General features: G+C 34.3%; 34 protein-coding genes. 1 reads left to right on the forward strand and 33 read right to left on the reverse strand.

Features of this window, described 5'->3' with window-relative positions; genetic code table 11:
* Positions 1-137 precede the first annotated feature (137 nt).
* Positions 138-764 carry a MarC family NAAT transporter gene (locus PQ463_RS14960; protein WP_111424382.1) on the forward strand — a complete coding sequence of 209 codons (627 nt, stop codon included), beginning with the start codon at positions 138-140 and terminating at the stop codon, positions 762-764.
* An 83-nt stretch (positions 765-847) separates the two neighbouring features.
* On the opposite strand, the gene ctlX is transcribed toward PQ463_RS14960, so the two are convergent.
* From ctlX to rplC, 33 genes are all read right to left on the reverse strand, one after another.
* Complete coding sequence (ctlX, locus tag PQ463_RS14965; RefSeq protein WP_274254392.1) at positions 848-1,783, reverse strand: citrulline utilization hydrolase CtlX; 936 nt, start codon at positions 1,781-1,783, stop codon at positions 848-850.
* A 96-nt stretch (positions 1,784-1,879) separates the two neighbouring features.
* A complete protein-coding gene (locus PQ463_RS14970) occupies positions 1,880-2,794 on the reverse strand; it encodes a dimethylarginine dimethylaminohydrolase family protein (RefSeq protein ID WP_274254393.1) in 915 nt (304 codons plus the stop codon).
* Positions 2,795-2,857: 63 nt separating this feature from the next.
* Positions 2,858-4,135 (reverse strand): citrate synthase, encoded by a 1,278-nt coding sequence (locus tag PQ463_RS14975; protein WP_111424379.1) that lies wholly within the window; start codon positions 4,133-4,135, stop codon positions 2,858-2,860.
* A gap of 153 nt (positions 4,136-4,288) precedes the next feature.
* The gene (gene eno / locus PQ463_RS14980; RefSeq protein ID WP_008464336.1) at positions 4,289-5,581 is read right to left on the reverse strand and encodes a phosphopyruvate hydratase; all 1,293 of its coding nucleotides are present in this window, start codon (positions 5,579-5,581) and stop codon (positions 4,289-4,291) included.
* Between the two features lie 111 nt (positions 5,582-5,692).
* A complete protein-coding gene (gene carA / locus PQ463_RS14985; protein WP_111379750.1) occupies positions 5,693-6,802 on the reverse strand; it encodes a glutamine-hydrolyzing carbamoyl-phosphate synthase small subunit in 1,110 nt (369 codons plus the stop codon).
* 247 nt (positions 6,803-7,049) lie between these two features.
* Positions 7,050-7,541, reverse strand: coding sequence for a 50S ribosomal protein L17 (rplQ, locus tag PQ463_RS14990; protein ID WP_008464331.1), 492 nt, complete (start codon positions 7,539-7,541; stop codon positions 7,050-7,052).
* Positions 7,542-7,603: 62 nt separating this feature from the next.
* The gene (locus tag PQ463_RS14995) at positions 7,604-8,596 is read right to left on the reverse strand and encodes a DNA-directed RNA polymerase subunit alpha (protein ID WP_008464329.1); all 993 of its coding nucleotides are present in this window, start codon (positions 8,594-8,596) and stop codon (positions 7,604-7,606) included.
* 21 nt (positions 8,597-8,617) lie between these two features.
* The gene (gene rpsD / locus PQ463_RS15000) at positions 8,618-9,223 is read right to left on the reverse strand and encodes a 30S ribosomal protein S4 (protein WP_008464326.1); all 606 of its coding nucleotides are present in this window, start codon (positions 9,221-9,223) and stop codon (positions 8,618-8,620) included.
* 92 nt (positions 9,224-9,315) lie between these two features.
* A complete protein-coding gene (gene rpsK, locus PQ463_RS15005) occupies positions 9,316-9,699 on the reverse strand; it encodes a 30S ribosomal protein S11 (protein ID WP_026727866.1) in 384 nt (127 codons plus the stop codon).
* An 8-nt stretch (positions 9,700-9,707) separates the two neighbouring features.
* A complete protein-coding gene (gene rpsM, locus PQ463_RS15010) occupies positions 9,708-10,082 on the reverse strand; it encodes a 30S ribosomal protein S13 (protein ID WP_008464322.1) in 375 nt (124 codons plus the stop codon).
* Positions 10,083-10,084: 2 nt separating this feature from the next.
* Positions 10,085-10,201 (reverse strand): type B 50S ribosomal protein L36, encoded by a 117-nt coding sequence (gene ykgO, locus PQ463_RS15015; RefSeq protein WP_002987490.1) that lies wholly within the window; start codon positions 10,199-10,201, stop codon positions 10,085-10,087.
* 12 nt (positions 10,202-10,213) lie between these two features.
* Positions 10,214-10,429, reverse strand: coding sequence for a translation initiation factor IF-1 (gene infA / locus PQ463_RS15020; protein ID WP_007136545.1), 216 nt, complete (start codon positions 10,427-10,429; stop codon positions 10,214-10,216).
* Positions 10,430-10,436: 7 nt separating this feature from the next.
* Positions 10,437-11,783, reverse strand: a complete 1,347-nt coding sequence (gene secY, locus PQ463_RS15025) for a preprotein translocase subunit SecY (protein ID WP_007803669.1) — start codon at positions 11,781-11,783, stop codon at positions 10,437-10,439.
* 13 nt (positions 11,784-11,796) lie between these two features.
* Positions 11,797-12,249 carry a 50S ribosomal protein L15 gene (gene rplO, locus PQ463_RS15030; protein WP_109190654.1) on the reverse strand — a complete coding sequence of 151 codons (453 nt, stop codon included), beginning with the start codon at positions 12,247-12,249 and terminating at the stop codon, positions 11,797-11,799.
* 11 nt (positions 12,250-12,260) lie between these two features.
* A complete protein-coding gene (gene rpmD / locus PQ463_RS15035; RefSeq protein WP_008464315.1) occupies positions 12,261-12,443 on the reverse strand; it encodes a 50S ribosomal protein L30 in 183 nt (60 codons plus the stop codon).
* Positions 12,444-12,454: 11 nt separating this feature from the next.
* Positions 12,455-12,979 carry a 30S ribosomal protein S5 gene (gene rpsE, locus PQ463_RS15040; RefSeq protein ID WP_085949269.1) on the reverse strand — a complete coding sequence of 175 codons (525 nt, stop codon included), beginning with the start codon at positions 12,977-12,979 and terminating at the stop codon, positions 12,455-12,457.
* Between the two features lie 3 nt (positions 12,980-12,982).
* Positions 12,983-13,333 carry a 50S ribosomal protein L18 gene (gene rplR, locus PQ463_RS15045; RefSeq protein WP_008464310.1) on the reverse strand — a complete coding sequence of 117 codons (351 nt, stop codon included), beginning with the start codon at positions 13,331-13,333 and terminating at the stop codon, positions 12,983-12,985.
* Positions 13,334-13,344: 11 nt separating this feature from the next.
* A complete protein-coding gene (gene rplF, locus PQ463_RS15050; RefSeq protein WP_111424377.1) occupies positions 13,345-13,887 on the reverse strand; it encodes a 50S ribosomal protein L6 in 543 nt (180 codons plus the stop codon).
* A gap of 18 nt (positions 13,888-13,905) precedes the next feature.
* A complete protein-coding gene (gene rpsH / locus PQ463_RS15055) occupies positions 13,906-14,304 on the reverse strand; it encodes a 30S ribosomal protein S8 (RefSeq protein ID WP_008464306.1) in 399 nt (132 codons plus the stop codon).
* Between the two features lie 104 nt (positions 14,305-14,408).
* Positions 14,409-14,678, reverse strand: coding sequence for a 30S ribosomal protein S14 (gene rpsN / locus PQ463_RS15060; protein WP_008464305.1), 270 nt, complete (start codon positions 14,676-14,678; stop codon positions 14,409-14,411).
* A gap of 3 nt (positions 14,679-14,681) precedes the next feature.
* Positions 14,682-15,233 carry a 50S ribosomal protein L5 gene (gene rplE, locus PQ463_RS15065; RefSeq protein WP_017495015.1) on the reverse strand — a complete coding sequence of 184 codons (552 nt, stop codon included), beginning with the start codon at positions 15,231-15,233 and terminating at the stop codon, positions 14,682-14,684.
* Between the two features lie 2 nt (positions 15,234-15,235).
* Positions 15,236-15,550: a 50S ribosomal protein L24 gene (gene rplX / locus PQ463_RS15070; RefSeq protein ID WP_026727873.1), complete on the reverse strand. Its 315-nt coding sequence runs from the start codon at positions 15,548-15,550 to the stop codon at positions 15,236-15,238.
* Positions 15,551-15,561: 11 nt separating this feature from the next.
* Positions 15,562-15,930: a 50S ribosomal protein L14 gene (rplN, locus tag PQ463_RS15075; RefSeq protein WP_007803649.1), complete on the reverse strand. Its 369-nt coding sequence runs from the start codon at positions 15,928-15,930 to the stop codon at positions 15,562-15,564.
* Positions 15,931-15,932: 2 nt separating this feature from the next.
* Positions 15,933-16,193, reverse strand: a complete 261-nt coding sequence (gene rpsQ, locus PQ463_RS15080) for a 30S ribosomal protein S17 (protein ID WP_012022485.1) — start codon at positions 16,191-16,193, stop codon at positions 15,933-15,935.
* Between the two features lie 17 nt (positions 16,194-16,210).
* Complete coding sequence (gene rpmC / locus PQ463_RS15085; RefSeq protein WP_008464297.1) at positions 16,211-16,402, reverse strand: 50S ribosomal protein L29; 192 nt, start codon at positions 16,400-16,402, stop codon at positions 16,211-16,213.
* 12 nt (positions 16,403-16,414) lie between these two features.
* Complete coding sequence (gene rplP / locus PQ463_RS15090; RefSeq protein ID WP_008464295.1) at positions 16,415-16,840, reverse strand: 50S ribosomal protein L16; 426 nt, start codon at positions 16,838-16,840, stop codon at positions 16,415-16,417.
* A gap of 19 nt (positions 16,841-16,859) precedes the next feature.
* Positions 16,860-17,618 carry a 30S ribosomal protein S3 gene (gene rpsC, locus PQ463_RS15095; protein WP_008464292.1) on the reverse strand — a complete coding sequence of 253 codons (759 nt, stop codon included), beginning with the start codon at positions 17,616-17,618 and terminating at the stop codon, positions 16,860-16,862.
* A gap of 5 nt (positions 17,619-17,623) precedes the next feature.
* Positions 17,624-18,037 carry a 50S ribosomal protein L22 gene (gene rplV / locus PQ463_RS15100; RefSeq protein WP_007803631.1) on the reverse strand — a complete coding sequence of 138 codons (414 nt, stop codon included), beginning with the start codon at positions 18,035-18,037 and terminating at the stop codon, positions 17,624-17,626.
* 8 nt (positions 18,038-18,045) lie between these two features.
* Positions 18,046-18,324 (reverse strand): 30S ribosomal protein S19, encoded by a 279-nt coding sequence (gene rpsS / locus PQ463_RS15105; RefSeq protein WP_008464288.1) that lies wholly within the window; start codon positions 18,322-18,324, stop codon positions 18,046-18,048.
* A 6-nt stretch (positions 18,325-18,330) separates the two neighbouring features.
* Entirely contained in the window at positions 18,331-19,155 is an 825-nt protein-coding gene (rplB, locus tag PQ463_RS15110) for a 50S ribosomal protein L2 (protein ID WP_008464287.1), read from the reverse strand.
* Between the two features lie 9 nt (positions 19,156-19,164).
* Positions 19,165-19,455, reverse strand: coding sequence for a 50S ribosomal protein L23 (rplW, locus tag PQ463_RS15115; RefSeq protein WP_008464286.1), 291 nt, complete (start codon positions 19,453-19,455; stop codon positions 19,165-19,167).
* Positions 19,456-19,462: 7 nt separating this feature from the next.
* Complete coding sequence (rplD, locus tag PQ463_RS15120; protein WP_274254397.1) at positions 19,463-20,092, reverse strand: 50S ribosomal protein L4; 630 nt, start codon at positions 20,090-20,092, stop codon at positions 19,463-19,465.
* Complete coding sequence (gene rplC / locus PQ463_RS15125) at positions 20,092-20,709, reverse strand: 50S ribosomal protein L3 (protein ID WP_008464284.1); 618 nt, start codon at positions 20,707-20,709, stop codon at positions 20,092-20,094. Before rplC ends, rplD begins: the two co-directional genes overlap by 1 nt.
* Positions 20,710-20,995: the final 286 nt, after the last annotated feature.

The raw sequence follows: 20,995 nt of genomic DNA on the forward strand, positions 1-20,995 counted from the left end.
TGCAAAAGTAATCAAAAAGAACGATTTAACTTTATGTCTTTGATACAGAATCGGCAACAATAAAAAACATTATTATAACATAATTTCACACAAAAGCATTAAAAAATAACTACATTTACTTCACTAACCAATATTGTATGGAATTATTTATTTACTTATTTGCTGCCTTATTCTCGGTATTAAATCCAATCGGTACAGTACCCATTTTTGTTGGCCTAACCCAACACGATTCCCAAAAAGAAAGATCTCGAATTTCTCTTTGGACTGCTATTAATGTTTTCATCATATTATTGGTATCTTATTTCATTGGTCAATATGTTTTAACTTTTTTCGGCATCAGTATAGACGCTTTAAGAATTGCGGGCGGAATCGTAATTGTAAATTCTGGATTTTCTTTACTCTCAGGTAAATTCAACAAGAAACGAGGAATTAATAAAAAGATTGAAAATGAAGCACAACACAGGAATGACATTGCCCTTACGCCATTGGCAATACCAATGCTTGCGGGCCCAGGATCTATGTCTCTTTTAATTGCTTTTTATCAAGAACATCATGAAATAAACGAAATCATAATTTCGTCGCTAGCTATTTTGGCTATTGCTGTCGCCATTTTTGCCATTTTAAAAAGTGCTCATTATCTAGCTAGAATTTTGGGAGCTTCAGGAATTGTTGCTATTTCAAGAATTGTTGGCTTTATCGTTATTTCAATAGGCATTCAATATATTGTAAGTGCTATCATTAATATTGTTAAAGGAAATTTCTAATCAATATTACTTACTGCATAAAAAGAGAAGGGATGAAATTATTAATATAATTTCATCCCTTCTCTTTTTATCAATTTAGTTTTTTAAGCTCTTGGCAAAAAAACTTCAGCCATCATACATCTGGCACTTCCTCCACCACATGCCTCGATGGTATCTAAACTTGAACTTAAAATTTCGGTGTGATTTTCTAATTGCGAAATTTGCTTTGGAGTTAAGCTTTGATGTGCCGACGCACTCATTACAATGTATCTCTTATCATCTTTCCCTCTAACTTCCAGCATATTTCCTGCAAAATTATTCACCTGATCTTCAGTTATTAAAATGACTTCTTTTTGATCTTGTTTAAGATTATCCAAAACCATTTTACGCTCTTTCTTATCATCAATAGAATCTGCGCAAATAACAGCAAAAGTTTCACCTAAGCACATCATAACATTTGTATGATAAATTAACTTGCGTTCTCCATCAACAGTTTGAAAAGCCTCAAAAATCACAGGAGCATAATCAAAATCTTCACAAAATTCGATAAACAACTCTTCATCTGCTCTTGGAGATAATGCACAATATGCCTTTCCGTTGGCTCTGTCTAAAAGCAAACTTCCTGTTCCTTCTAAGAAAATACCGTCTTCTTCCGCAGAAGTATAATCCATGATATTTGCAATTTCGAATCCTTTTTCTTCCAAAGTATCCAAAATATCTTCACGACGTTCTTGACGACGATTTTCAGCAAACATTGGATAAAGTGCCACATCTCCATTTTCATGAAATGAAACCCAATTGTTTGGAAAAATACTATCTGGAGTATCAGTATTTAAATTATCATCAACAACAGTTACATCAACACCAACCGCTCTTAGCTTTTCTACAAAAGCATCAAATTCTTGTTGCGCTTTAGCATTAACAGTACTTGGTAAAAGTCCGTCTAACACTTTTTGATAATAATTATTAACAGCCGTCTGCTCATTCATTCTGAAAGCAACTGGACGAATCATCACGATAGCATTAGTAGTTTGTTTCATTTTTTATATATTTTTTTAGTTTCAAGCTTCAAGTTTCAGGTTTCACGTCTTATAAAAACTTGAAACCTGGAACTTGAAACAAAAAAAAAAACTCTTTTAGTCTCTAATTAACGGAAGCGTTGAACATCTCAACAAACCTTCTTGTTTTGAAATTTCAGCGTACGGAATTTCTTCAACCGTAAAACCATTTTCACGAAGCCAGTTATTCAATCTCGTAAAATTCTTTTCAGAAACTACCACATTTTCATCAATTGAAAACACATTCGAGAACATATTATACATCTCATTTCTTTCGATATGAAATAAGTTTTCTTTTCCAAAAAGTTTTACCAAATAACGATAATCTGCTTCTTCGCGAAAACCTCTTTTATAGATAATTCCTTTATCTTTTCCAACAGGCTGAAAACAACAATCTAAATGCAGTGCATTATCTCTTGCTTCCAACTTAGATTTTACCAAATCAAACTCTTTCACAATTTTATTTGGAAACAATGATTTTATATAATTTACACCATGCATGTTTGTTCTTGCCGTAATGTAATCTTTATAATCGCTTCCTTTATAAGTCCCAATAAAAATATGGTCGTTCCAAAGCATAACATCTCCTCCTTCTATATGAACTTCTTCTGGAGGTCGAACCACTTTTACAGGATCAATCTGATCAATCACATATTGAATAGCATCTAATTCTCTTTCTCTATCCGGCAGAATATTAGATTTCACAAAAACATCGTCAATTACAAATCCAATATCACGAGCAAAAATCTGATTGTAATTTTCAATCATTTCCGGACGATAAACAGTTACATCATATTTCTGAAAAACAGCATTAAAAGCTTCCATTTCAGCAACCATATCTTTTTCTACAGGATAAGTCCCTGCTTTAATATGTTCCAATGATTTAGGGTCATAAGCCTCATCTATAGTTGGAGTTGGACCATTATGAACAGCAGAACCCAAAACTACAGCCCGAAGCCGAGACGTTTCGTTCTTTACATTTAATTGCAACATAACTTTATTATATTTTGAGCAAAGATAAAAAAAGCTTCACATGTAAGTGAAGCTTTCGTTTTTTTATTTATTAGACTTAAACTCTCGTAAAGGATGTCCTGTATAAATTTGTCTTGGTCTTCCAATTGGCTCTTTATTTTCACGCATTTCTTTCCATTGCGCAATCCAACCTGGTAATCTTCCAATTGCAAACATTACAGTAAACATATCAGTTGGAATTCCTAAAGCTCTGTAGATAATTCCAGAGTAGAAATCAACGTTTGGATATAAGTTTCTTGATTTGAAGTATTCATCTTCAAGAGCTGCTTTTTCTAATTTTCTTGCAATCTCTAAAATCGGATCTTCAACACCTAAAGTTTCTAATACTTCTGTTGCTGCTTTTTTGATGATTTTAGCTCTTGGATCAAAGTTTTTGTAAACTCTATGTCCGAATCCCATTAAACGGAAAGGGTCATTTTTATCTTTCGCTTTCGCTAAAAATTTATCAGTATCTCCACCGTCTTTATTAATTTCTTCTAACATTTCAAGTACCGCTTGGTTTGCACCTCCATGAAGTGGCCCCCATAAAGCAGAAACCCCTGCAGAAACTGAAGCAAATAAACCAGCATGAGAAGAACCTACCATTCTTACTGTAGAAGTAGAACAGTTTTGCTCATGATCTGCATGAAGAATGAATAATTTATCTAAAGCGTTTACAATTACAGGATTTGCGGCGTAAGGTCCTGTAGGCAATTTAAACATTAATTGCATAAAGCTTTCTACGTAACCTTTTGTGTTATCATAGTAATTTAAAGGATAACCCATAGATTTTCTGTAAGTCCATGTAGCAATCACTAAAAATTTTGCCATTGTTTTACAAATAGCTTCGTACATTTCTTTTTCATTATCAACATTAACTGCTTTTGGATTAAAAGCAGTTAAAGCGCTTGTTAAAGCAGATAACACTCCCATTGGGTGAGCTGTTTTAGGGAAACCGTCAATGATATTTTTCATTTCTTCGTTTACCAAAGAATGTTTTTTAATACCATTTTCAAAATCTTCTAATTGTTTAGCCGTAGGTAATTCACCAAAAATCAAAAGATATGAAACCTCTAAGAAACTAGCTTTTTCAGCAAGATCTTCGATTGAATATCCTCTGTAACGTAAAATTCCTTCTTCTCCATCTAGGAAAGTAATTTCACTTGTACAAGATCCTGAATTCTTATACCCTGGATCAAGAGTAATATAACCTGTTAAATCACGTAATTTGTTGATATCGATAGCTGATTCGTTTTCACTCCCTGTGATTACTGGAAGTTCAATCTTTTTACCATCTATTTCTAATGTAGCTATTTTTGACATAATATACTGGAAATAATTCTTTAAATAATAATTTATCAAATCTAATGAATTTAAGACTAATTAAAAAAAGAATACTGCTATGAATTTGTTAAAAGTCCAAAAAAAAACCATCCGCTGTGGCGGATGGTTTTTCCCAATATATAATTTATTCAATTATTTGATTTTAAAAGCATTTAAACCAGGGAAATAAGCTGTACTTCCTAATTCTTCTTCAATTCTCAATAATTGGTTGTATTTAGCCATACGATCTGAACGTGAAGCAGAACCTGTTTTAATTTGACCACAGTTTAAAGCAACAGCTAAGTCAGCAATTGTATTATCTTCAGTTTCTCCAGAACGGTGAGACATTACAGATGTATAACCAGCATTTTTCGCCATGTTTACAGCAGCAATTGTTTCAGTTAAAGTTCCAATTTGGTTTACTTTCACCAAGATAGAGTTAGCAATTCCTTTTTCGATACCAGTTGATAAACGAGCAACATTAGTAACAAATAAATCATCACCAACTAATTGTACTTTATCTCCAATTTTTTCAGTTAAAGCTTTCCATCCATCCCAATCATCTTCGTACATACCGTCTTCGATAGAGATAATTGGATATTTAGCAGCAAGTTCAGCTAAGTATTCAGCTTGCTCAGCAGAAGTTCTGATTTTTCCAGTTTCTCCTTCAAATTTAGTGTAATCGTATTTTCCGTTTACATAAAATTCAGAAGCAGCACAGTCAAGAGCAATCATGATTTCGTCACCGAAAGAGTATCCAGCTTTTTCAACTGCAAGTTTGATAGTATCTAAAGCATCTTCAGTACCACCTGCTAAGTTTGGAGCAAAACCTCCTTCATCACCTACTGCAGTACTCAAGCCTCTATCGTGTAATACTTTTTTCAAGTTGTGGAAAATTTCAGTTCCCATTTGCATAGCATGTGTAAAAGAAGTTGCTTTTACTGGGAAAATCATAAACTCTTGGAATGCGATAGGTGCATCAGAGTGAGAACCACCGTTGATGATATTCATCATTGGAACTGGTAACGTATTAGCAGAAACACCACCTACGTATCTGTATAATGGCAAACCAAGTTCGTTAGCAGCAGCTTTTGCAGCAGCCAAAGAAACACCCAAAATAGCATTAGCTCCTAATTTAGATTTGTTTGGAGTACCATCTAAATCAATCATTAATTGGTCAATTGTGTTTTGTTCGAAAACAGAAGTTCCAACTAATTCTTCAGCAATAATAGTATTTACATTATTCACTGCATTCAAAACACCTTTACCTAGATAAGCTTTACCTCCATCACGTAATTCAACAGCTTCGTGCTCTCCAGTTGATGCTCCAGACGGAACAGCAGCTCTACCTAAAACTCCATTTTCAGTTACTACATCAACTTCAATAGTAGGATTACCTCTAGAATCAAGAATTTGTCTTGCGTGAACTTTAATTATAATACTCATTATTTTTGTTTTTTATTAATAAATTATATTTTTTTTTCGAAATTATAAAAATATTTAATACTATAAGCGAGCTTTAGTCATTAAACCCGTTTATTTATTAACTACATCGTTTTAGACTTTGCTACTTTTAATATTCTCCACAAATTGGTCAAACAAATATGACGAATCGTGTGGTCCTGGACTAGCCTCTGGGTGATATTGCACTGAAAAGCAATTTTTGTTTTTCATTCGCATTCCAGCAACAGTGCCATCATTTAAATGTAAGTGAGTAATTTCTAACTCTGGATGATTTTCTAATTGTTCTTTTCTAACAGCAAACCCGTGATTTTGAGAAGTTATTTCACCTTTGCCTGTAATGATGTTTTTAACTGGATGATTAATTCCTCGGTGGCCATTAAACATTTTATAAGTTTCAATACCATTTGCAAGACCAATCACTTGGTGCCCTAAACAGATTCCAAATAAAGGTTTATTATCGGCTAAAATTTCTTTTGCCACCTGAATTGCTCCAAACAACGGATCTGGATCCCCAGGTCCATTTGACAAGAAATACCCATCTGGATTAAACTCAGACATATCCTTGTAAGTTGAGTCGAAAGGATACACTTTAATATAACAATCTCTTTTAGCAAGATTTCTTAAAATATTCTTTTTAATCCCAAGATCTAAAGCCGAGATTTTGTAGGTAGCATTTTCATCCCCAAAGAAATATGGCTCTTTAGTTGAAACTTTAGAAGCTAACTCTAAACCTTCCATATTTGGCACATTAGCCAATTCCTTCTTTAAATCCTCGATTGAAGTCCCATCTGTACAAATAACAGCATTCATTGCACCATTGTCACGGATATAACTTACAAGTGCACGCGTGTCAACATCAGAAATACAGATCAAATTTTGTTTAGTGAAATAATCTTCTAAACTTCCAGAAGCATTTTCTCTAGAATAATTAAAACTAAAGTTTTTACAAACTAAACCGGCAATTTTAATACTATCAGATTCTACTTCTGAATCATTAACACCATAGTTTCCGATATGTGTATTTGTAGCAACCATAATTTGTCCGAAATAAGAAGGATCAGTAAAAATTTCCTGATATCCCGTCATTCCCGTATTAAAACAAACTTCACCGAAAGTTTTACCGCTAATCCCGATAGATTTTCCGTGAAAGATTGTTCCATCACTAAGTAATAAAATGGCGCTTTGTCGTGTTGTGTATTTCATTATTTAATTTGTATTGTTTTTTTTAATCAAGTTATAAAACCAAAATAACGGTTTTAAGTGTAATTAGAATTTTGCAAATTTACTTCTTTAAAATAGCCCTTCCAAGATTTTTTAAAACTTTCATTCGTAAAAATAAAACCTATCATTTTAAATAAGTTACATTTCTCTTGTTTCAAAAAAATCAAAAAAAAAGGATAAACTAAAAATTAGTTTATCCTTTAATATTATAGAATGATTACTCTCATAATTATTCAGAAGCTTCAGTAGTCGTTTCTGATTCAGCAGCAGGGGCCTCAGGAGCAGCAGTTTCAGCTTTTTTAGCTTTACCACCACGACGGCTTTTCGCTTTTTTAACTTCTTTTTTACCTCCGTTGTAAAGTTCATTGAAGTCAACAAGTTCGATCATCGCCATATCAGCGTTATCTCCCAAACGATTTCCAACTTTAATGATACGAGTGTATCCACCTGGACGGTCACCTACTTTAGCAGCAACATCTCTGAACAAATCAGTTACAGCGTATTTGTTACGTAAGTAAGCAAAAACAATACGACGATTGTGAGTCGTATCCTCTTTTGACTTTGTGATTAAAGGCTCAACAAATTGTTTAAGCGCTTTAGCTTTAGCAACAGTAGTGTTAATACGTTTGTGCTCAATAAGAGAACAAGCCATATTAGCTAACATAGCTTTTCTATGTCCAGTCTGTCTGCTTAAGTGGTTGAATTTTTTTCCGTGTCTCATGACGTGTTTTTTTTATCTTCATCTTGCTACAATCCACTATGGAGAGCAAAATATGAAGTAAATTATTCTTTATCTAATTTGTATTTAGCTAAATCCATTCCGAAAGTTAAATTCTTCACTGCAACAAGTTCATCAAGTTCAGTTAAAGATTTTTTACCAAAATTACGGAATTTCATTAGGTCATTTTTATTGAACGATACTAAATCACCAAGTGTATCAACTTCAGCCGCTTTCAAGCAATTTAATGCTCTCACAGATAAATCCATATCAACAAGCTTAGTTTTAAGCAATTGTCTCATATGCAATGACTCTTCATCATACGATTCTGTTTGTGCAATTTCGTCAGCCTCAAGTGTAATTCTTTCGTCAGAGAATAACATGAAATGGTGAATTAAAACTTTAGCAGCTTCAGTAAGAGCATCTTTTGGATTAATAGATCCATCAGTTTTGATTTCAAAAACTAATTTTTCGTAATCTGTTTTTTGCTCTACACGGAAATTTTCGATTGCATATTTTACATTTTTTACCGGAGTAAAAATAGAATCTGTAAAAATTGTTCCAATTGCAGCATTCTGTTTTTTGTTCTCTTCAGCAGGAACGTATCCTCTACCTTTCTCGATTGTTAAATCGAAGTTCAATTTGATTTTAGAATCTAAATTACAGATAACAAGGTCTGGATTCAAAACTTGAAAACCTGAGATAAATTTTTGAAAATCACCTGCTGTTAATTGATCTTTACCAGAAACAGAAATAGTAACTGATTCATTATCGATATCTTCAATCTGACGTTTGAAACGTACTTGTTTTAGATTAAGGATAATTTCGGTAACATCCTCAACAACACCTGAAATAGTAGAAAACTCATGATCTACACCTTCGATACGAACAGATGTAATTGCATAACCTTCTAACGCTGAAAGCAAAACTCTTCTAAGTGCATTACCAACTGTCAATCCGTAACCAGGTTCTAAAGGTCTAAACTCAAATTTACCTTCAAAATCGGTTGAATCGATCATGATAACTTTATCGGGCTTTTGAAAATTAAATATTGCCATAAATTTCGACTAAGTCAATTATTATTTGTTGTACAACTCTACGATTAATTGTTCTTTAATGTTTTCTGGAATTTGAAGTCTCGCAGGTACAGAAACGAAAGTTCCTTCTTTAAGATCATTATTCCAAGTAATCCATTCATAAACATGACTTGAATTTGATAAAGAACGTTCGATAGCTTCTAAAGATTTAGATTTTTCACGAACTGCAACTTTATCACCAGGCTTAAGGTGGTAAGAAGGAATATTAACAACCTCTCCATTTACAGTAATGTGTCTGTGAGAAACGATTTGACGCGCACCTCTTCTAGATGGAGCAATTCCCATTCTAAAAACAACATTATCTAATCTTGCTTCGCATAATTGTAATAAAACTTCACCAGTTACTCCTTTAGTCGCTGATGCTTTTTCGAATAAATTTCTGAATTGTTTTTCTAAAATTCCGTAAGAATATTTAGCTTTTTGCTTTTCCATTAACTGAACAGCATACTCAGATTTTTTTCCTCTTTTTTTAGCCATCCCGTGTTGTCCAGGTGGGTAATTTCTTTTTTCGAAAGATTTATCATCTCCGAAGATTGCCTCGCCAAATTTACGAGCGATTTTGGTTTTAGGACCAGTATATCTTGCCATTTTAAAAAAAAATTTAAGGTAGAAATTATGAATTCAGGTCAAATCCTTCGATAATCTATGTTCTACCTTGTTTATACTATAAAAATAAAAAATTAAACTCTACGTCTTTTTGGAGGACGACATCCGTTGTGTGGCATTGGAGTAACATCAATAATTTCAGTAACTTCAATTCCGCCGTTATGAATAGAACGGATAGCAGACTCACGTCCGTTACCTGGTCCTTTTACATAAACTTTCACTTTTTTAAGTCCTGCCTCAAGTGCTACTTTAGCGCAATCTTCTGCTGCCATTTGAGCTGCATAAGGAGTGTTCTTTTTAGAACCTCTGAAACCCATTTTACCAGCTGAAGACCAAGAGATAACTTCACCTTTCTTATTAGTCAAAGAAATAATAATGTTATTAAAAGTGGCAGAAATATGAGCCTCACCCGTTGATTCAACGATAACTTTACGTTTTTTTGCAGTTGCTTTAGCCATATTACTTATTATTTAGTTGCTTTTTTCTTGTTAGCAACAGTTTTTCTTTTACCTTTTCTTGTTCTTGAGTTGTTTTTAGTTCTTTGTCCTCTTAATGGAAGACCAGATCTATGACGAATACCTCTGTAACATCCAATATCCATTAAACGTTTAATGTTTAAAGAAATTTCAGAACGTAATTCTCCTTCAATTTTGTAAAATGAAACAGCTTCACGAATTGCTCCGATCTCATCATCATTCCAATCTTGAACTTTTTTATCTTGGCTAACTTGAGCTTTTTCTAAAATCTCAATAGCTCTACTTTTTCCTAATCCGAAGATGTAGGTAAGTGCGATAACACCTCTTTTGTTTTTTGGGATATCTACCCCTGCTATTCTTGCCATAATTATCCTTGTCTTTGTTTAAATCTAGGATTCTTTTTGTTTATTACGTACAGTCTCCCTTTTCTACGCACGATAATGCACTCGGCACTTCTCTTTTTTACTGATGCTCTAACTTTCATAGTGAATATCCTTTAATATCGATAAGTAATTCTTGCTTTTGACAAATCGTAAGGACTCATTTCTAGTTTCACTTTATCACCAGGTAATAATTTGATGTAATGCATTCGCATTTTACCAGAAATATGAGCAATTACAATATGTCCATTTTCTAACTCTACACGGAACATCGCATTTGATAATGCTTCAATGATTGATCCGTCTTGTTCTATTGCTGATTGTTTTGCCATAAATATATTAAGCTACCGCTTTTCTATTTTTACCAGTCTTCATTAAACCATCATAATGTTTGTTTAACAAGTATGAATTGATTTGTTGAATAGTATCTATTGCAACACCAACCATAATTATTAATGAGGTACCTCCAAAAAACATTGCCCAAGATTGTTGTACATCCATAATACTTACAACAATAGCTGGGAACACAGCAATCAAAGCAAGGAATAAAGATCCTGGGAAAGTTATTAAAGACATCACTTTATCAAGGAAATCAGAAGTTTCTGCTCCAGGACGAACTCCAGGAATAAAACCGCCGCTTCTCTTTAAATCATCAGCCATTTTGTTAGTAGGTACAGTGATTGCAGTATAAAAGAATGTAAATACAATAATTAAAGTTGCAAAAACAAAATTATACCAGAAACCAAACATATTACTAAATGCACCAACAATAGATTGTGATGTATCTGATTTAGACAATCCAGCTACAGCCGCAGGAATAAACATAATTGCCTGAGCAAAAATAATTGGCATAACTCCAGAAGCATTAAGCTTTAGAGGAATCCATTGTCTATTACCTCCTGCCAAATCTTGCTCGTAATCTCCTGTAGTTGTACGACGTGCATACTGAACAGGAATTCTACGTACCGCCATTGTAAGCAATACACAAGAAATGATAACTAATAACCACACAATAATTTCAATAACTAATAACATTGGACCTCCATTGTTATTGGTAACTCGAGTTGTAAACTCTTGGATAAAAGCTTGTGGTAAACGAGCCAAAATACCAACCATAATTAACAATGAAATACCATTTCCAATACCTTTATCTGTAATTTTCTCACCCAGCCACATAGCAAAAATTGTACCAGTAACTAAAATGATAACAGACGAGAACAAAAATTCAGGAGAATTAAAGCCTAGCAAAAATGCATTACTAGGCAATGTTCTGTATAAATTATAGATATAAGTTGGACCTTGAACCAATGTGATAGCGATTGTCAACCAACGAGTGATTTGATTAATCTTTTTTCTACCACTTTCCCCATCATTTTGAAGTTTTTGTAAATATGGAATCGCAATCCCCATCAACTGAACAACAATAGACGCAGAAATATAAGGCATGATACCTAAGGCAAAAACTGAAGCCTTAGAGAAAGCACCCCCGGTGAACATGTCTAGAATAGATCCTAGACCATTTTTAGTTTGTCCCGCTAAACCAGTCAATTGCGTTGCGTCAATTCCAGGAAGCGTAACGTGTGCTCCAAAACGATATACTAAAAGTAATCCTAAAGTAATTAAGATTCTATTTTTTAGTTCTTCGATTTTCCAAACATTACTTATTGATTCAATAAATTTCTTCATCTTAATAGATAAGTTATATAGTTACAGCTTCTCCACCAGCAGCCTCAATAGCAGCTTTTGCAGTAGCAGTAAATTTGTGGGCAGTTACTTTTAATTTTGCTTTCAACTCTCCTCTACCTAAAATCTTAACGATTTCATTTTTAGTAGCTAGACGATTTGCTACGAAATCTGTCATTGAAACAGAATCAGTAATTACACCGTTATCAACTAATAATTGAAGAGTATCTAAATTAACACCTTCGTATTCTTTACGATTGATGTTTTTGAAACCAAACTTAGGTACACGTCTTTGAAGTGGCATCTGCCCTCCTTCAAAACCAATCTTTTTAGAATAACCAGAACGAGATTTTGCTCCTTTGTGTCCACGTGCAGCGGTACCACCTTTTCCAGAACCTTCTCCTCTACCTAATCTTTTATTTTGATTGTGTGTAGATCCCTCAGCAGGTTGTAAGTTACTTAAATTCATAACAGTATTTGTTATTTAGCTTCTTCTACAGAAACTAAGTGTTTAACTTTGTTTATCATCCCAAGGATAGCAGGATTTGACTCATGCTCCACAACTTGTCCAATTTTACGTAGACCTAAAGCTTCCAACCCTCTCTTTTGAGAAAGAGGACAGTTGATTTTGCTTCTTACTTGTTTTACTAATAATTTAGCCATAATTTCCTGAATTAACCTTTAAAAACTTTCTCTAAAGAAACACCTCTCTGTTTTGCAACAGTATGAGCGCTTCTCATTTGCAATAAAGCATCAAAAGTTGCTTTTACTACGTTATGTGGATTTGATGATCCTTGAGATTTAGACAATACATCGTGAATACCTACTGACTCAAGAACTGAACGAACAGCTCCACCAGCAATAACTCCAGTACCATGAGACGCTGGAATTAAGAATACACGTGCACCACCAAATTTACCTTTTTGCTCGTGAGGAACAGATTGTCCATTTAAAGGAATTCTAACTAAGTTTTTCTTAGCATCTTCTACTGCTTTCGCAATTGCTTCAGAAACGTCTTTAGATTTTCCTAATCCATGACCAACTACTCCATTTTCATCACCTACAACTACAATAGCAGAAAAACCAAAAGCTCTACCTCCTTTTGTAACTTTAGTAACACGATTAACACTAACTAGACGATCTTTTAATTCAAGACCACTAGGTTTTACCAATTCTACATTTTTGTATTTAGACATAATATATTAGAATTTAAGTCCAGCGGCTCTTGCGCCTTCTGCTAATGATTTAATACGACCGTGATATAAATATCCACCTCTGTCGAAAGTGATGGTATCAATCCCAGCTTTTAACGCTTTCTCTGCAACTAGTTTTCCAACAGCAGCAGCTACTTCAACGTTAGTACCTTTTCCTATTTCTTTTTCTCTAGAAGATGCAGCTAAGATAGTAACTCCATTTACATCATCAATGATTTGAGCGTAAATTTCTTTATTACTTCTAAAAACAGAAAGTCTAGGTCTTGCAGCAGTACCACTAACCGATTTTCTAATTCTGAATTTAATTCTCTGTCTTCTTTCAGATTTTGTTAATGACATAATCTTATATTTTAAGCTGATTTACCTGCTTTTCTTCTTAATACTTCACCCACAAATTTAACACCTTTTCCTTTGTATGGCTCTGGCTTACGGAAACCTCTGATTTTCGCAGCAACTTGTCCTAAAAGTTGTTTGTCAAATGATGTTAATTTTACGATTGGGTTCTTACCTTTTTCAGATATTGTTTCTAGAGATACTTCTGGAGCAATTTCTAAAACAATATTGTGAGAATATCCAAGAGCTAAATCTAACTTTTGTCCTTGGTTTGAAGCTCTATAACCAACTCCAACTAATTCAAGTTCTTTTGTAAAACCTTCAGATACACCAACAATCATATTACTGATTAATGCTCTGTATAATCCGTGTTTTGCTCTTTGGTCTTTATAATCAGATGATCTTTCAACTATGATTTGATCACCTTCAACTTTTACAGTTACGTCCGAAAACTCCTGAGTTAGTTGACCTTTTTTTCCTTTTACCGTAATACTACCGTCTTTAACTTCAACAGTTACACCAGCAGGAATTACAATTGGGCTTTTACCTATTCTTGACATCTTATCTAGTGTTTAAAATTAGTATACGTAACAAATTACCTCACCACCTACATTTAATTGCTTTGCTTGTTTTCCAGTCATCAAACCTTTTGATGTAGAAACGATAGCAATTCCTAATCCGTTAAGGATTCTTGGTAATTTGGCAGCACCTGCGTACTTACGTAAACCAGGTTTACTAATTCTTTGAATATCTTTAATTACAGGCTCTTTAGTATCTTTATCATACTTTAAAGCAATTTTGATAGAACCTTGAACTGTGTTCTGCTCAAATTTGTAACTTAAGATGTAACCTTGATCAAATAAGATCTTAGTTATCTCTTTTTTAAGATTAGATGCCGGAATTTCAACAACTTTGTGGTTTGCAGCCACAGCGTTACGAACTCTAGTCAAATAATCTGCAATAGGATCTGTATACATATGTATTTGATTGCGATTATGGTTTTCGGGAGACACCCGTCTCCCGAACCTTTAATCAATTAAAATTATTTTTTGGTTTGCAAAAGTAATAACTTATTGCGAGATTACCAAGATGCCTTTTTAACACCTGGAATTAATCCATTGTTAGCCATTTCACGGAAAGTTACACGTGAAATACCGAATTGACGGATATAACCTCTTGGTCTACCTGTTAATTTACAACGGTTGTGTAAACGAACTGGTGAAGCATTTTTAGGTAATCTTTGTAAACCTTCGTAGTCTCCAGCTTCTAATAAAGCTTTTCTCTTCTCAGCATACTTAGCTACCGTTTTCTCTCTTTTCACCTCGCGGGCTTTCATTGATTCTTTAGCCATGTCTTAATTCTTTTTAAAAGGTAATCCTAATTCAGCCAATAATGACTTTGCTTCCTTGTCTGTTTTTGCAGTAGTAACAAAAGTAATATCCATTCCTGAAATTTTATTTACTTTGTCAATATCAATTTCTGGGAAAATGATTTGCTCTAAAACTCCAAGATTGTAGTTACCTCTTCCGTCGAAACCAGTAGCTTTAATACCACTAAAATCTCTAACACGTGGCAAAGCAGAAGTAATAAGTCTATCTAAAAACTCATACATTCTTTCTCCACGTAAAGTAACTTTTGCTCCAATAGGCATTCCTTTTCTCAATTTGAAAGACGCAACGTCTTTTTTAGAGATTGTAGAAACTGCTTTTTGTCCAGTGATCTTTGTTAACTCATCAACTGCATAGTCAATAAGTTTTTTATCAGATACAGCTGCACCAACTCCACGGCTTAAAACGATTTTTTCAAGTTTAGGAACTTGCATTACGTTTGTATATCCGAACTCTTCTTTAAGAGCAGAGATTACTCTACTCTTATATTCTTCTTTTAGTCTAGGTGTATATGCCATTACTATAGTACTTGATTAGATTTTTTTGAAAATCTTACTTTCTTATCTCCTTCTACTCTAATACCTACTCTAGTTGTCTCCTTAGTTTTAGGATCAATTAAAGCAATGTTAGAAATTTGAATAGAAGCTTCTTTCTTAACGATACCTCCTTGAGGGTTTTTAGCACTTGGTTTAGTATGTTTAGAAACCATGTTTACACCTTCAACGATCGCTTTGTTTTTTTCACGGTAAACACGTAAAACTTTACCTTCAGCGCCTTTATGGTCTCCAGCAATAACTCTTACGATATCTCCTGATTTTATTTTTAGCTTTATCATCTTAAAACGAATTAAAGCACTTCTGGTGCTAATGATACAATTTTCATGAATTGTTTTTCACGAAGTTCTCTTGCTACCGGACCAAAAACACGAGTTCCTCTCATTTCCCCTGCAGCATTCAAAAGAACACATGCATTGTCATCGAAACGGATATAAGAACCATCAGCTCTTCTCACTTCTTTTTTAGTACGTACAACAACTGCAGTTGAAACAGCTCCTTTTTTCACGTTTCCGTTTGGAGTTGCATCTTTGATAGAAACTACAATTTTGTCACCAACAGAGGCATATCTTCTTTTAGTACCTCCTAAAACACGAATAGTTAAAACTTCTTTAGCTCCCGTGTTATCTGCTACTTTTAGTCTTGATTCTTGTTGTACCATAATTATTTAGCTCTTTCTAAGATTTCAACTAATCTCCAACATTTTGTTTTACTTAAAGGACGCGTTTCGCTAATTCTTACAGTATCTCCAATGTTACAGTCGTTTGTTTCGTCGTGTGCAACATATTTCTTAGTTTTCAACACGAACTTACCGTATAATGGGTGTTTTACTTTTCTTACTTCAGAAATAACGATAGATTTATCCATCTTATTTGAAGTAACAACACCTATTCTTTCTTTTCTTAAATTTCTTTTTTCTTCCATCTTTCAGCAGAATACAATTATTGTAACTCTCTTTTAGTTAACTCTGTAGCCAATCTTGCAACTGTTCTTCTAACGCTTCTAATTTGAAGTGGGTTAGCAATTGGAGAAATAGCGTGAGCCATTTTTAGGTCAGCATATACTTTCTTAGTTTGACTAAGCTTTTCTTGCAACTCCGCTGCAGAAAGATCTTTTATTTCTGATTGTTTCATAATAAATATAAATTATGCTTCGAAATCTCTAGCAACGACGAACTTAGTTTTTACTGGAAGTTTTTGAGCTGCAAGACGTAAAGCCTCTTTTGCAACTGACAATGGAACTCCTCCAACTTCAAACATAATTCTTCCTGGTTTAACAACAGCAGCCCAATATTCAACTGCTCCTTTACCTTTACCCATACGTACTTCAAGAGGCTTCTTAGTGATAGGTTTGTCTGGGAAAATTTTAATCCACAATTGTCCTTCTCTCTTCATGTAACGAGTTGCAGCGATACGTGCAGCTTCGATTTGACGAGATGTTAAGAACATTCCATCTTCATGTACAGATTTAATACCAAACATTCCATTTGAAAGTTCATGCCCTCTTTGAGAGTTACCCTTCATTCTACCTTTTTGTACCTTACGGTATTTTGTTCTTTTAGGCTGTAACATTTTTCTTTAGTTTAAAAATTTACTTTCTTTTACGAGCGTCTGGTTTTCCACCTTTGTTAAAGTTAGATTTGCCTCTAGGAGCATCTCCACCTTTTCCACCACCTGTACCAGATTGTTTTTTGTCCATTCCAGCAAGTGGAGAAAGTTCTCTCTTACCGTAAACTTCACCTTTCATGATCCATACTTTGATACCCATTCTACCGTAAGTAGTGTGAGCTTCAGCCAAAGCATAATCAATGTCAGCTCTGAAAGTTGATAGAGGAATTCTACCTTCTTTGAAACCTTCTGAACGCGCCATCTCTGCACCATTCAAACGACCAGAAATCAAAACTTTGATACCTTCAGCGTTCATACGCATAGAAGCAGCAATAGCCATTTTGATTGCACGTCTGTAAGAAATACGGCTTTCGATTTGACGAGCGATGCTTGTAGCCACAAGATAAGCATCTAGCTCAGGTCTTTTAATTTCAAAGATGTTAATTTGAACCTCTTTGTCAGTAACTTTCTTAAGTTCTTCTTTTAACTTGTCTACCTCTTGTCCACCTTTTCCGATAATGATACCAGGTCTAGCAGTAGTGATAGTAACGGTTACAAGTTTCAAAGTTCTCTCGATGATTACTTTTGATACACTAGCTTTTGATAAACGAGCATGGATATACTTTCTGATTTTGTGATCTTCAGCTAATTTATCGCCGTAATCATTTCCACCATACCAGTTTGAGTCCCATCCTCTGATGATACCAAGTCTATTTCCAATTGGATTTGTCTTTTGTCCCATGCTGCTTAAGAATTGCTTTGTGTGTTATTGATAGCTCCAAGCACGATTGTAACGTGATTAGAACGTTTTCTTATTCTGTGTGCACGACCTTGTGGAGCTGGACGAAGTCTTTTCAACATCATTCCACCATCTACTCTGATCTCTTTAACAAATAATCCAGCTTCTTCTAAATTACCTTCACTATTTTTTTGCTCCCAGTTATTGATTGCAGATAATAATAGTTTTTCTAATTTTCTTGAAGCTTCTTTAGAACTGAATCTTAAAATGTTAAGTGCTCTTTCTACCTTCTGACCTCTTACCAAGTCCGCTACTAAGCGCATTTTTCTAGGTGAAGTAGGGCAGTTATTCAATTTTGCGAAAGCGATAGACTTATTAGCCTCTTTTCTCGCATCTGCTGTTTCTCTTTTACGAACTCCCATTGCTTCTTTTATTTTTTACCTTTATTTTTTGCTCCAGCATGACCTCTAAAAGATCTAGTTGGTGAAAACTCTCCTAATTTGTGACCTACCATGTTTTCTGTTACGTAAACTGGTACAAATTGACGACCGTTATGAACTGCGATAGTTTGTCCAACGAAATCTGGTGTAATCATTGAAGCTCTAGACCAAGTCTTAACAACTGCATTTTTACCACTTTCTACGTTTTCTTGAACTTTCTTGTCTAATTTATAATGAACGAAAGGTCCTTTTTTTAATGAACGTGCCATATCTTATTATTTCTTTCTACGTTCTACGATATACTTGTTACTCGGGTTTTTCTTAGAACGAGTTCTGTAACCTTTAGCTGGCAATCCGTTTCTTGAACGTGGGTGCCCTCCAGAAGAACGTCCTTCACCACCTCCCATAGGGTGATCAACAGGGTTCATCGCTACTGGTCTAGTTCTAGGTCTTCTTCCTAACCATCTTGTTCTACCTGCTTTTCCAGATACAACTAATTGGTGGTCAGAGTTAGAAACAGCTCCAATTGTAGCTGAACAAGTTAACAAGATTAATCTTGTCTCACCTGATGGCATTTTAATTGTTGCGTATTTCCCGTCTCTTGCCATTAACTGAGCAAAAGTTCCAGCTGAACGAGCAATAACAGCTCCTTGTCCTGGACGTAACTCAATACAAGATATAACAGTTCCAAGAGGAATTCTGCTTAAAGGTAAAGTATTACCAATCTCTGGTTGAGACTCTGGTCCAGAAACTAATTTCTGACCAACTTTCAATCCGTTTTGAGCGATAATATAAGTTTTCTCTCCATCAGCGTAAGCTAATAAAGCGATAAATGCAGTACGATTTGGATCGTATTCGATTGATTTCACTGTAGCTGGAATTCCATCTTTAGTTCTTTTGAAATCGATAATACGATATCTCTGCTTGTGACCACCACCCGTATAACGCATGGTCATCTTTCCTTGACTATTTCTACCTCCTGAGTTTTTTATCGGCGCTATCAAAGAGCGTTCCGGCTTATCAGTTGTAATAGCGTCATAACCATTCACAACTCTAAATCGCTGACCCGGGGTAATAGGTTTTAATTTTCTTACTGACATTTTTCTATCTTAGATATTGTTGTAAAAATCAATTGTTTCTCCTTCTTGTACTTGTACAATTGCTTTTTTATAAGCATTTGTCTTTCCACTGATTAAACCACTTTTAGTGTATTTAGTAGATCTATCTGGTCTCACATTCATTGTGTTAACAGAAACGATAGTTACTCCATAAGCAGCCTCAACAGCTTTCTTAATCTCAACTTTGTTTGCTTTTTTGTTAACAACGAATCCGAAGCGGTTTAGAACTTCACTTTCTTTGGTTACTTTTTCCGTTACTATAGGTCTAATAATAATGCTCATATTCCTATTATTTACTTAAATTTTCTTCAATTAACTCTAAAGAACCTTCCAAAAGCACTAAATTGTTAGCGTTTAATATTGCGTAAGTGCTTAATTCTGAGCTAGTTACGACGTTTGAAGCCTTTAAATTACGTGACGACAAATATACGTTTTTATTTGACTCACCCAACACAAATAAAGATTTTTTATTCTCTAACCCTAAAGCTTTCAAAACGTTAATGAAATTTTTAGTGTTTGGCGTCTCAAAATTAAAGTCTTCTAAAACCACAATATTTGACTCTTTTGCTTTGATTGAGAAAGCCGATTTTCTAGCTAATCGCTTCAAGCCTTTATTCAATTTGAATGAATAACTTCTTGGTCTTGGTCCGAAAACTGTTCCACCACCTTTAAACAATGGACTCTTAACACTTCCTGCACGAGCAGTACCAGTTCCTTTTTGTTTTTTAATCTTACGCGTACTTCCAGTTACTTCAGCTCTTTCTTTAGCTTTATGAGTACCTTGTCTTTGATTAGCAAGATATTGCTTAACATCAAGATATACAGCGTGATTGTTTGGTTCAATTGCGAATACTGAATCAGAAAGTTGAACTTTTCTTCCAGTATCTTTTCCGTTGAAATCTAATACTTTTACTTCCATTACTTCTGAATGATTACATAAGAGTTTTTGTGCCCAGGAACACATCCTTTAACAACAAGTAGATTCTTTTCAGCAACTACTTTTAAAACTCTAAGGTTTTGAACTTTTACATTTTCTCCTCCCATTCTTCCAGCCATACGCATTCCTTTGAATACTCTAGATGGATAAGAAGAAGCTCCTACAGAACCCGGCGCTCTTAAACGGTTGTGCTGACCATGAGTAGCTTGTCCAACCCCACCAAAACCGTGACGTTTAACAACACCTTGGAAACCTTTACCTTTAGACACACCTTGTACATCTACAAATTCTCCTTCTTCAAAAATAGTAACATCAATAAGATCTCCTAATTTTTGTTCAGTTGCAAAATCTTGGAATTCAACGACTTTTTTCTTAGCAACAGTTCCAGCTTTTTTAAAGTGCCCTAAAGCAGCTTTAGTAGAATGTTTCTCGTTTTTGTCATCGAAACCAAGTTGCAACGCTTCATACCCGTCAACCTCGTTGGTTCTGACTTGGGTAACAACGCATGGACCAGCTTCGATTACTGTACAAGGAATGTTTTTCCCGTTTTCGTCGAAAATACTAGTCATGCCGATTTTCTTACCAATTAACCCAGACATAAATATTAATTATTAATTACTAAAATTCCCTTCAATTTGAAAATAACAGAAATTTCCAAACAGGGAGTGCAAAAGTAGATATTAAAATTGAATAAACCAAACGGTTACAAAAATTAAATCGCTCATTATCAAAATCCAAGCATCAAAACAAGCTTCTTTTACTCAAAAACACAAATCTCATTTTTCCATCAAAATCAATACAACACTTAACAATTATTTAAAAAATCCACAACAAAAAACTGTCGCACCTCCTTAAAACAAAGACATTTACACTTTTTATCAAATT

It is taken from the genome of Flavobacterium sp. KACC 22763 (assembly GCF_028736155.1).
In the GTDB taxonomy this organism is placed as follows: domain Bacteria; phylum Bacteroidota; class Bacteroidia; order Flavobacteriales; family Flavobacteriaceae; genus Flavobacterium.

Bases quoted from the DNA above. Each gene is read 5' to 3' on its own strand.
- rplC (WP_008464284.1), bottom strand. From the start codon at position 20,709: ATGTCTGGGTTAATTGGTAAGAAAATCGGCATGACTAGTATTTTCGAC.
- rpsS (WP_008464288.1), bottom strand. From the start codon at position 18,324: ATGGCACGTTCATTAAAAAAAGGACCTTTCGTTCATTATAAATTAGAC.
- rplP (WP_008464295.1), bottom strand. From the start codon at position 16,840: ATGTTACAGCCTAAAAGAACAAAATACCGTAAGGTACAAAAAGGTAGA.
- rplO (WP_109190654.1), bottom strand. From the start codon at position 12,249: ATGAATTTAAGTAACTTACAACCTGCTGAGGGATCTACACACAATCAA.
- PQ463_RS14975 (WP_111424379.1), bottom strand. From the start codon at position 4,135: ATGTCAAAAATAGCTACATTAGAAATAGATGGTAAAAAGATTGAACTT.
- PQ463_RS14995 (WP_008464329.1), bottom strand. From the start codon at position 8,596: ATGGCAATATTTAATTTTCAAAAGCCCGATAAAGTTATCATGATCGAT.
- infA (WP_007136545.1), bottom strand. From the start codon at position 10,429: ATGGCAAAACAATCAGCAATAGAACAAGACGGATCAATCATTGAAGCA.
- rplB (WP_008464287.1), bottom strand. From the start codon at position 19,155: ATGTCAGTAAGAAAATTAAAACCTATTACCCCGGGTCAGCGATTTAGA.
- rplF (WP_111424377.1), bottom strand. From the start codon at position 13,887: ATGTCAAGAATAGGTAAAAGCCCAATTGTAATTCCTGCTGGTGTAACT.
- rpsM (WP_008464322.1), bottom strand. From the start codon at position 10,082: ATGGCAAGAATAGCAGGGGTAGATATCCCAAAAAACAAAAGAGGTGTT.
- rplW (WP_008464286.1), bottom strand. From the start codon at position 19,455: ATGAGCATTATTATTAGACCTATAGTAACGGAAAAAGTAACCAAAGAA.
- PQ463_RS14960 (WP_111424382.1), top strand. From the start codon at position 138: ATGGAATTATTTATTTACTTATTTGCTGCCTTATTCTCGGTATTAAAT.
- rpsQ (WP_012022485.1), bottom strand. From the start codon at position 16,193: ATGGAAGAAAAAAGAAATTTAAGAAAAGAAAGAATAGGTGTTGTTACT.
- rplQ (WP_008464331.1), bottom strand. From the start codon at position 7,541: ATGAGACACGGAAAAAAATTCAACCACTTAAGCAGACAGACTGGACAT.
- rpsD (WP_008464326.1), bottom strand. From the start codon at position 9,223: ATGGCAAGATATACTGGTCCTAAAACCAAAATCGCTCGTAAATTTGGC.
- carA (WP_111379750.1), bottom strand. From the start codon at position 6,802: ATGAAATACACAACACGACAAAGCGCCATTTTATTACTTAGTGATGGA.
- secY (WP_007803669.1), bottom strand. From the start codon at position 11,783: ATGAAGAAATTTATTGAATCAATAAGTAATGTTTGGAAAATCGAAGAA.
- ykgO (WP_002987490.1), bottom strand. From the start codon at position 10,201: ATGAAAGTTAGAGCATCAGTAAAAAAGAGAAGTGCCGAGTGCATTATC.
- rplD (WP_274254397.1), bottom strand. From the start codon at position 20,092: ATGGAAGTAAAAGTATTAGATTTCAACGGAAAAGATACTGGAAGAAAA.
- rplE (WP_017495015.1), bottom strand. From the start codon at position 15,233: ATGGCATATACACCTAGACTAAAAGAAGAATATAAGAGTAGAGTAATC.
- rplN (WP_007803649.1), bottom strand. From the start codon at position 15,930: ATGGTACAACAAGAATCAAGACTAAAAGTAGCAGATAACACGGGAGCT.
- rpmD (WP_008464315.1), bottom strand. From the start codon at position 12,443: ATGGCTAAATTATTAGTAAAACAAGTAAGAAGCAAAATCAACTGTCCT.
- rpsC (WP_008464292.1), bottom strand. From the start codon at position 17,618: ATGGGACAAAAGACAAATCCAATTGGAAATAGACTTGGTATCATCAGA.
- ctlX (WP_274254392.1), bottom strand. From the start codon at position 1,783: ATGAAACAAACTACTAATGCTATCGTGATGATTCGTCCAGTTGCTTTC.
- PQ463_RS14970 (WP_274254393.1), bottom strand. From the start codon at position 2,794: ATGTTGCAATTAAATGTAAAGAACGAAACGTCTCGGCTTCGGGCTGTA.
- eno (WP_008464336.1), bottom strand. From the start codon at position 5,581: ATGAGTATTATAATTAAAGTTCACGCAAGACAAATTCTTGATTCTAGA.
- rpsK (WP_026727866.1), bottom strand. From the start codon at position 9,699: ATGGCTAAAGCAACTGCAAAAAAACGTAAAGTTATCGTTGAATCAACG.
- rplX (WP_026727873.1), bottom strand. From the start codon at position 15,550: ATGATAAAGCTAAAAATAAAATCAGGAGATATCGTAAGAGTTATTGCT.
- rplV (WP_007803631.1), bottom strand. From the start codon at position 18,037: ATGGGAGTTCGTAAAAGAGAAACAGCAGATGCGAGAAAAGAGGCTAAT.
- rpsH (WP_008464306.1), bottom strand. From the start codon at position 14,304: ATGTATACAGATCCTATTGCAGATTATTTGACTAGAGTTCGTAACGCT.
- rplR (WP_008464310.1), bottom strand. From the start codon at position 13,333: ATGTCATTAACAAAATCTGAAAGAAGACAGAGAATTAAATTCAGAATT.
- rpsN (WP_008464305.1), bottom strand. From the start codon at position 14,678: ATGGCTAAAGAATCAATGAAAGCCCGCGAGGTGAAAAGAGAGAAAACG.
- rpmC (WP_008464297.1), bottom strand. From the start codon at position 16,402: ATGAAACAATCAGAAATAAAAGATCTTTCTGCAGCGGAGTTGCAAGAA.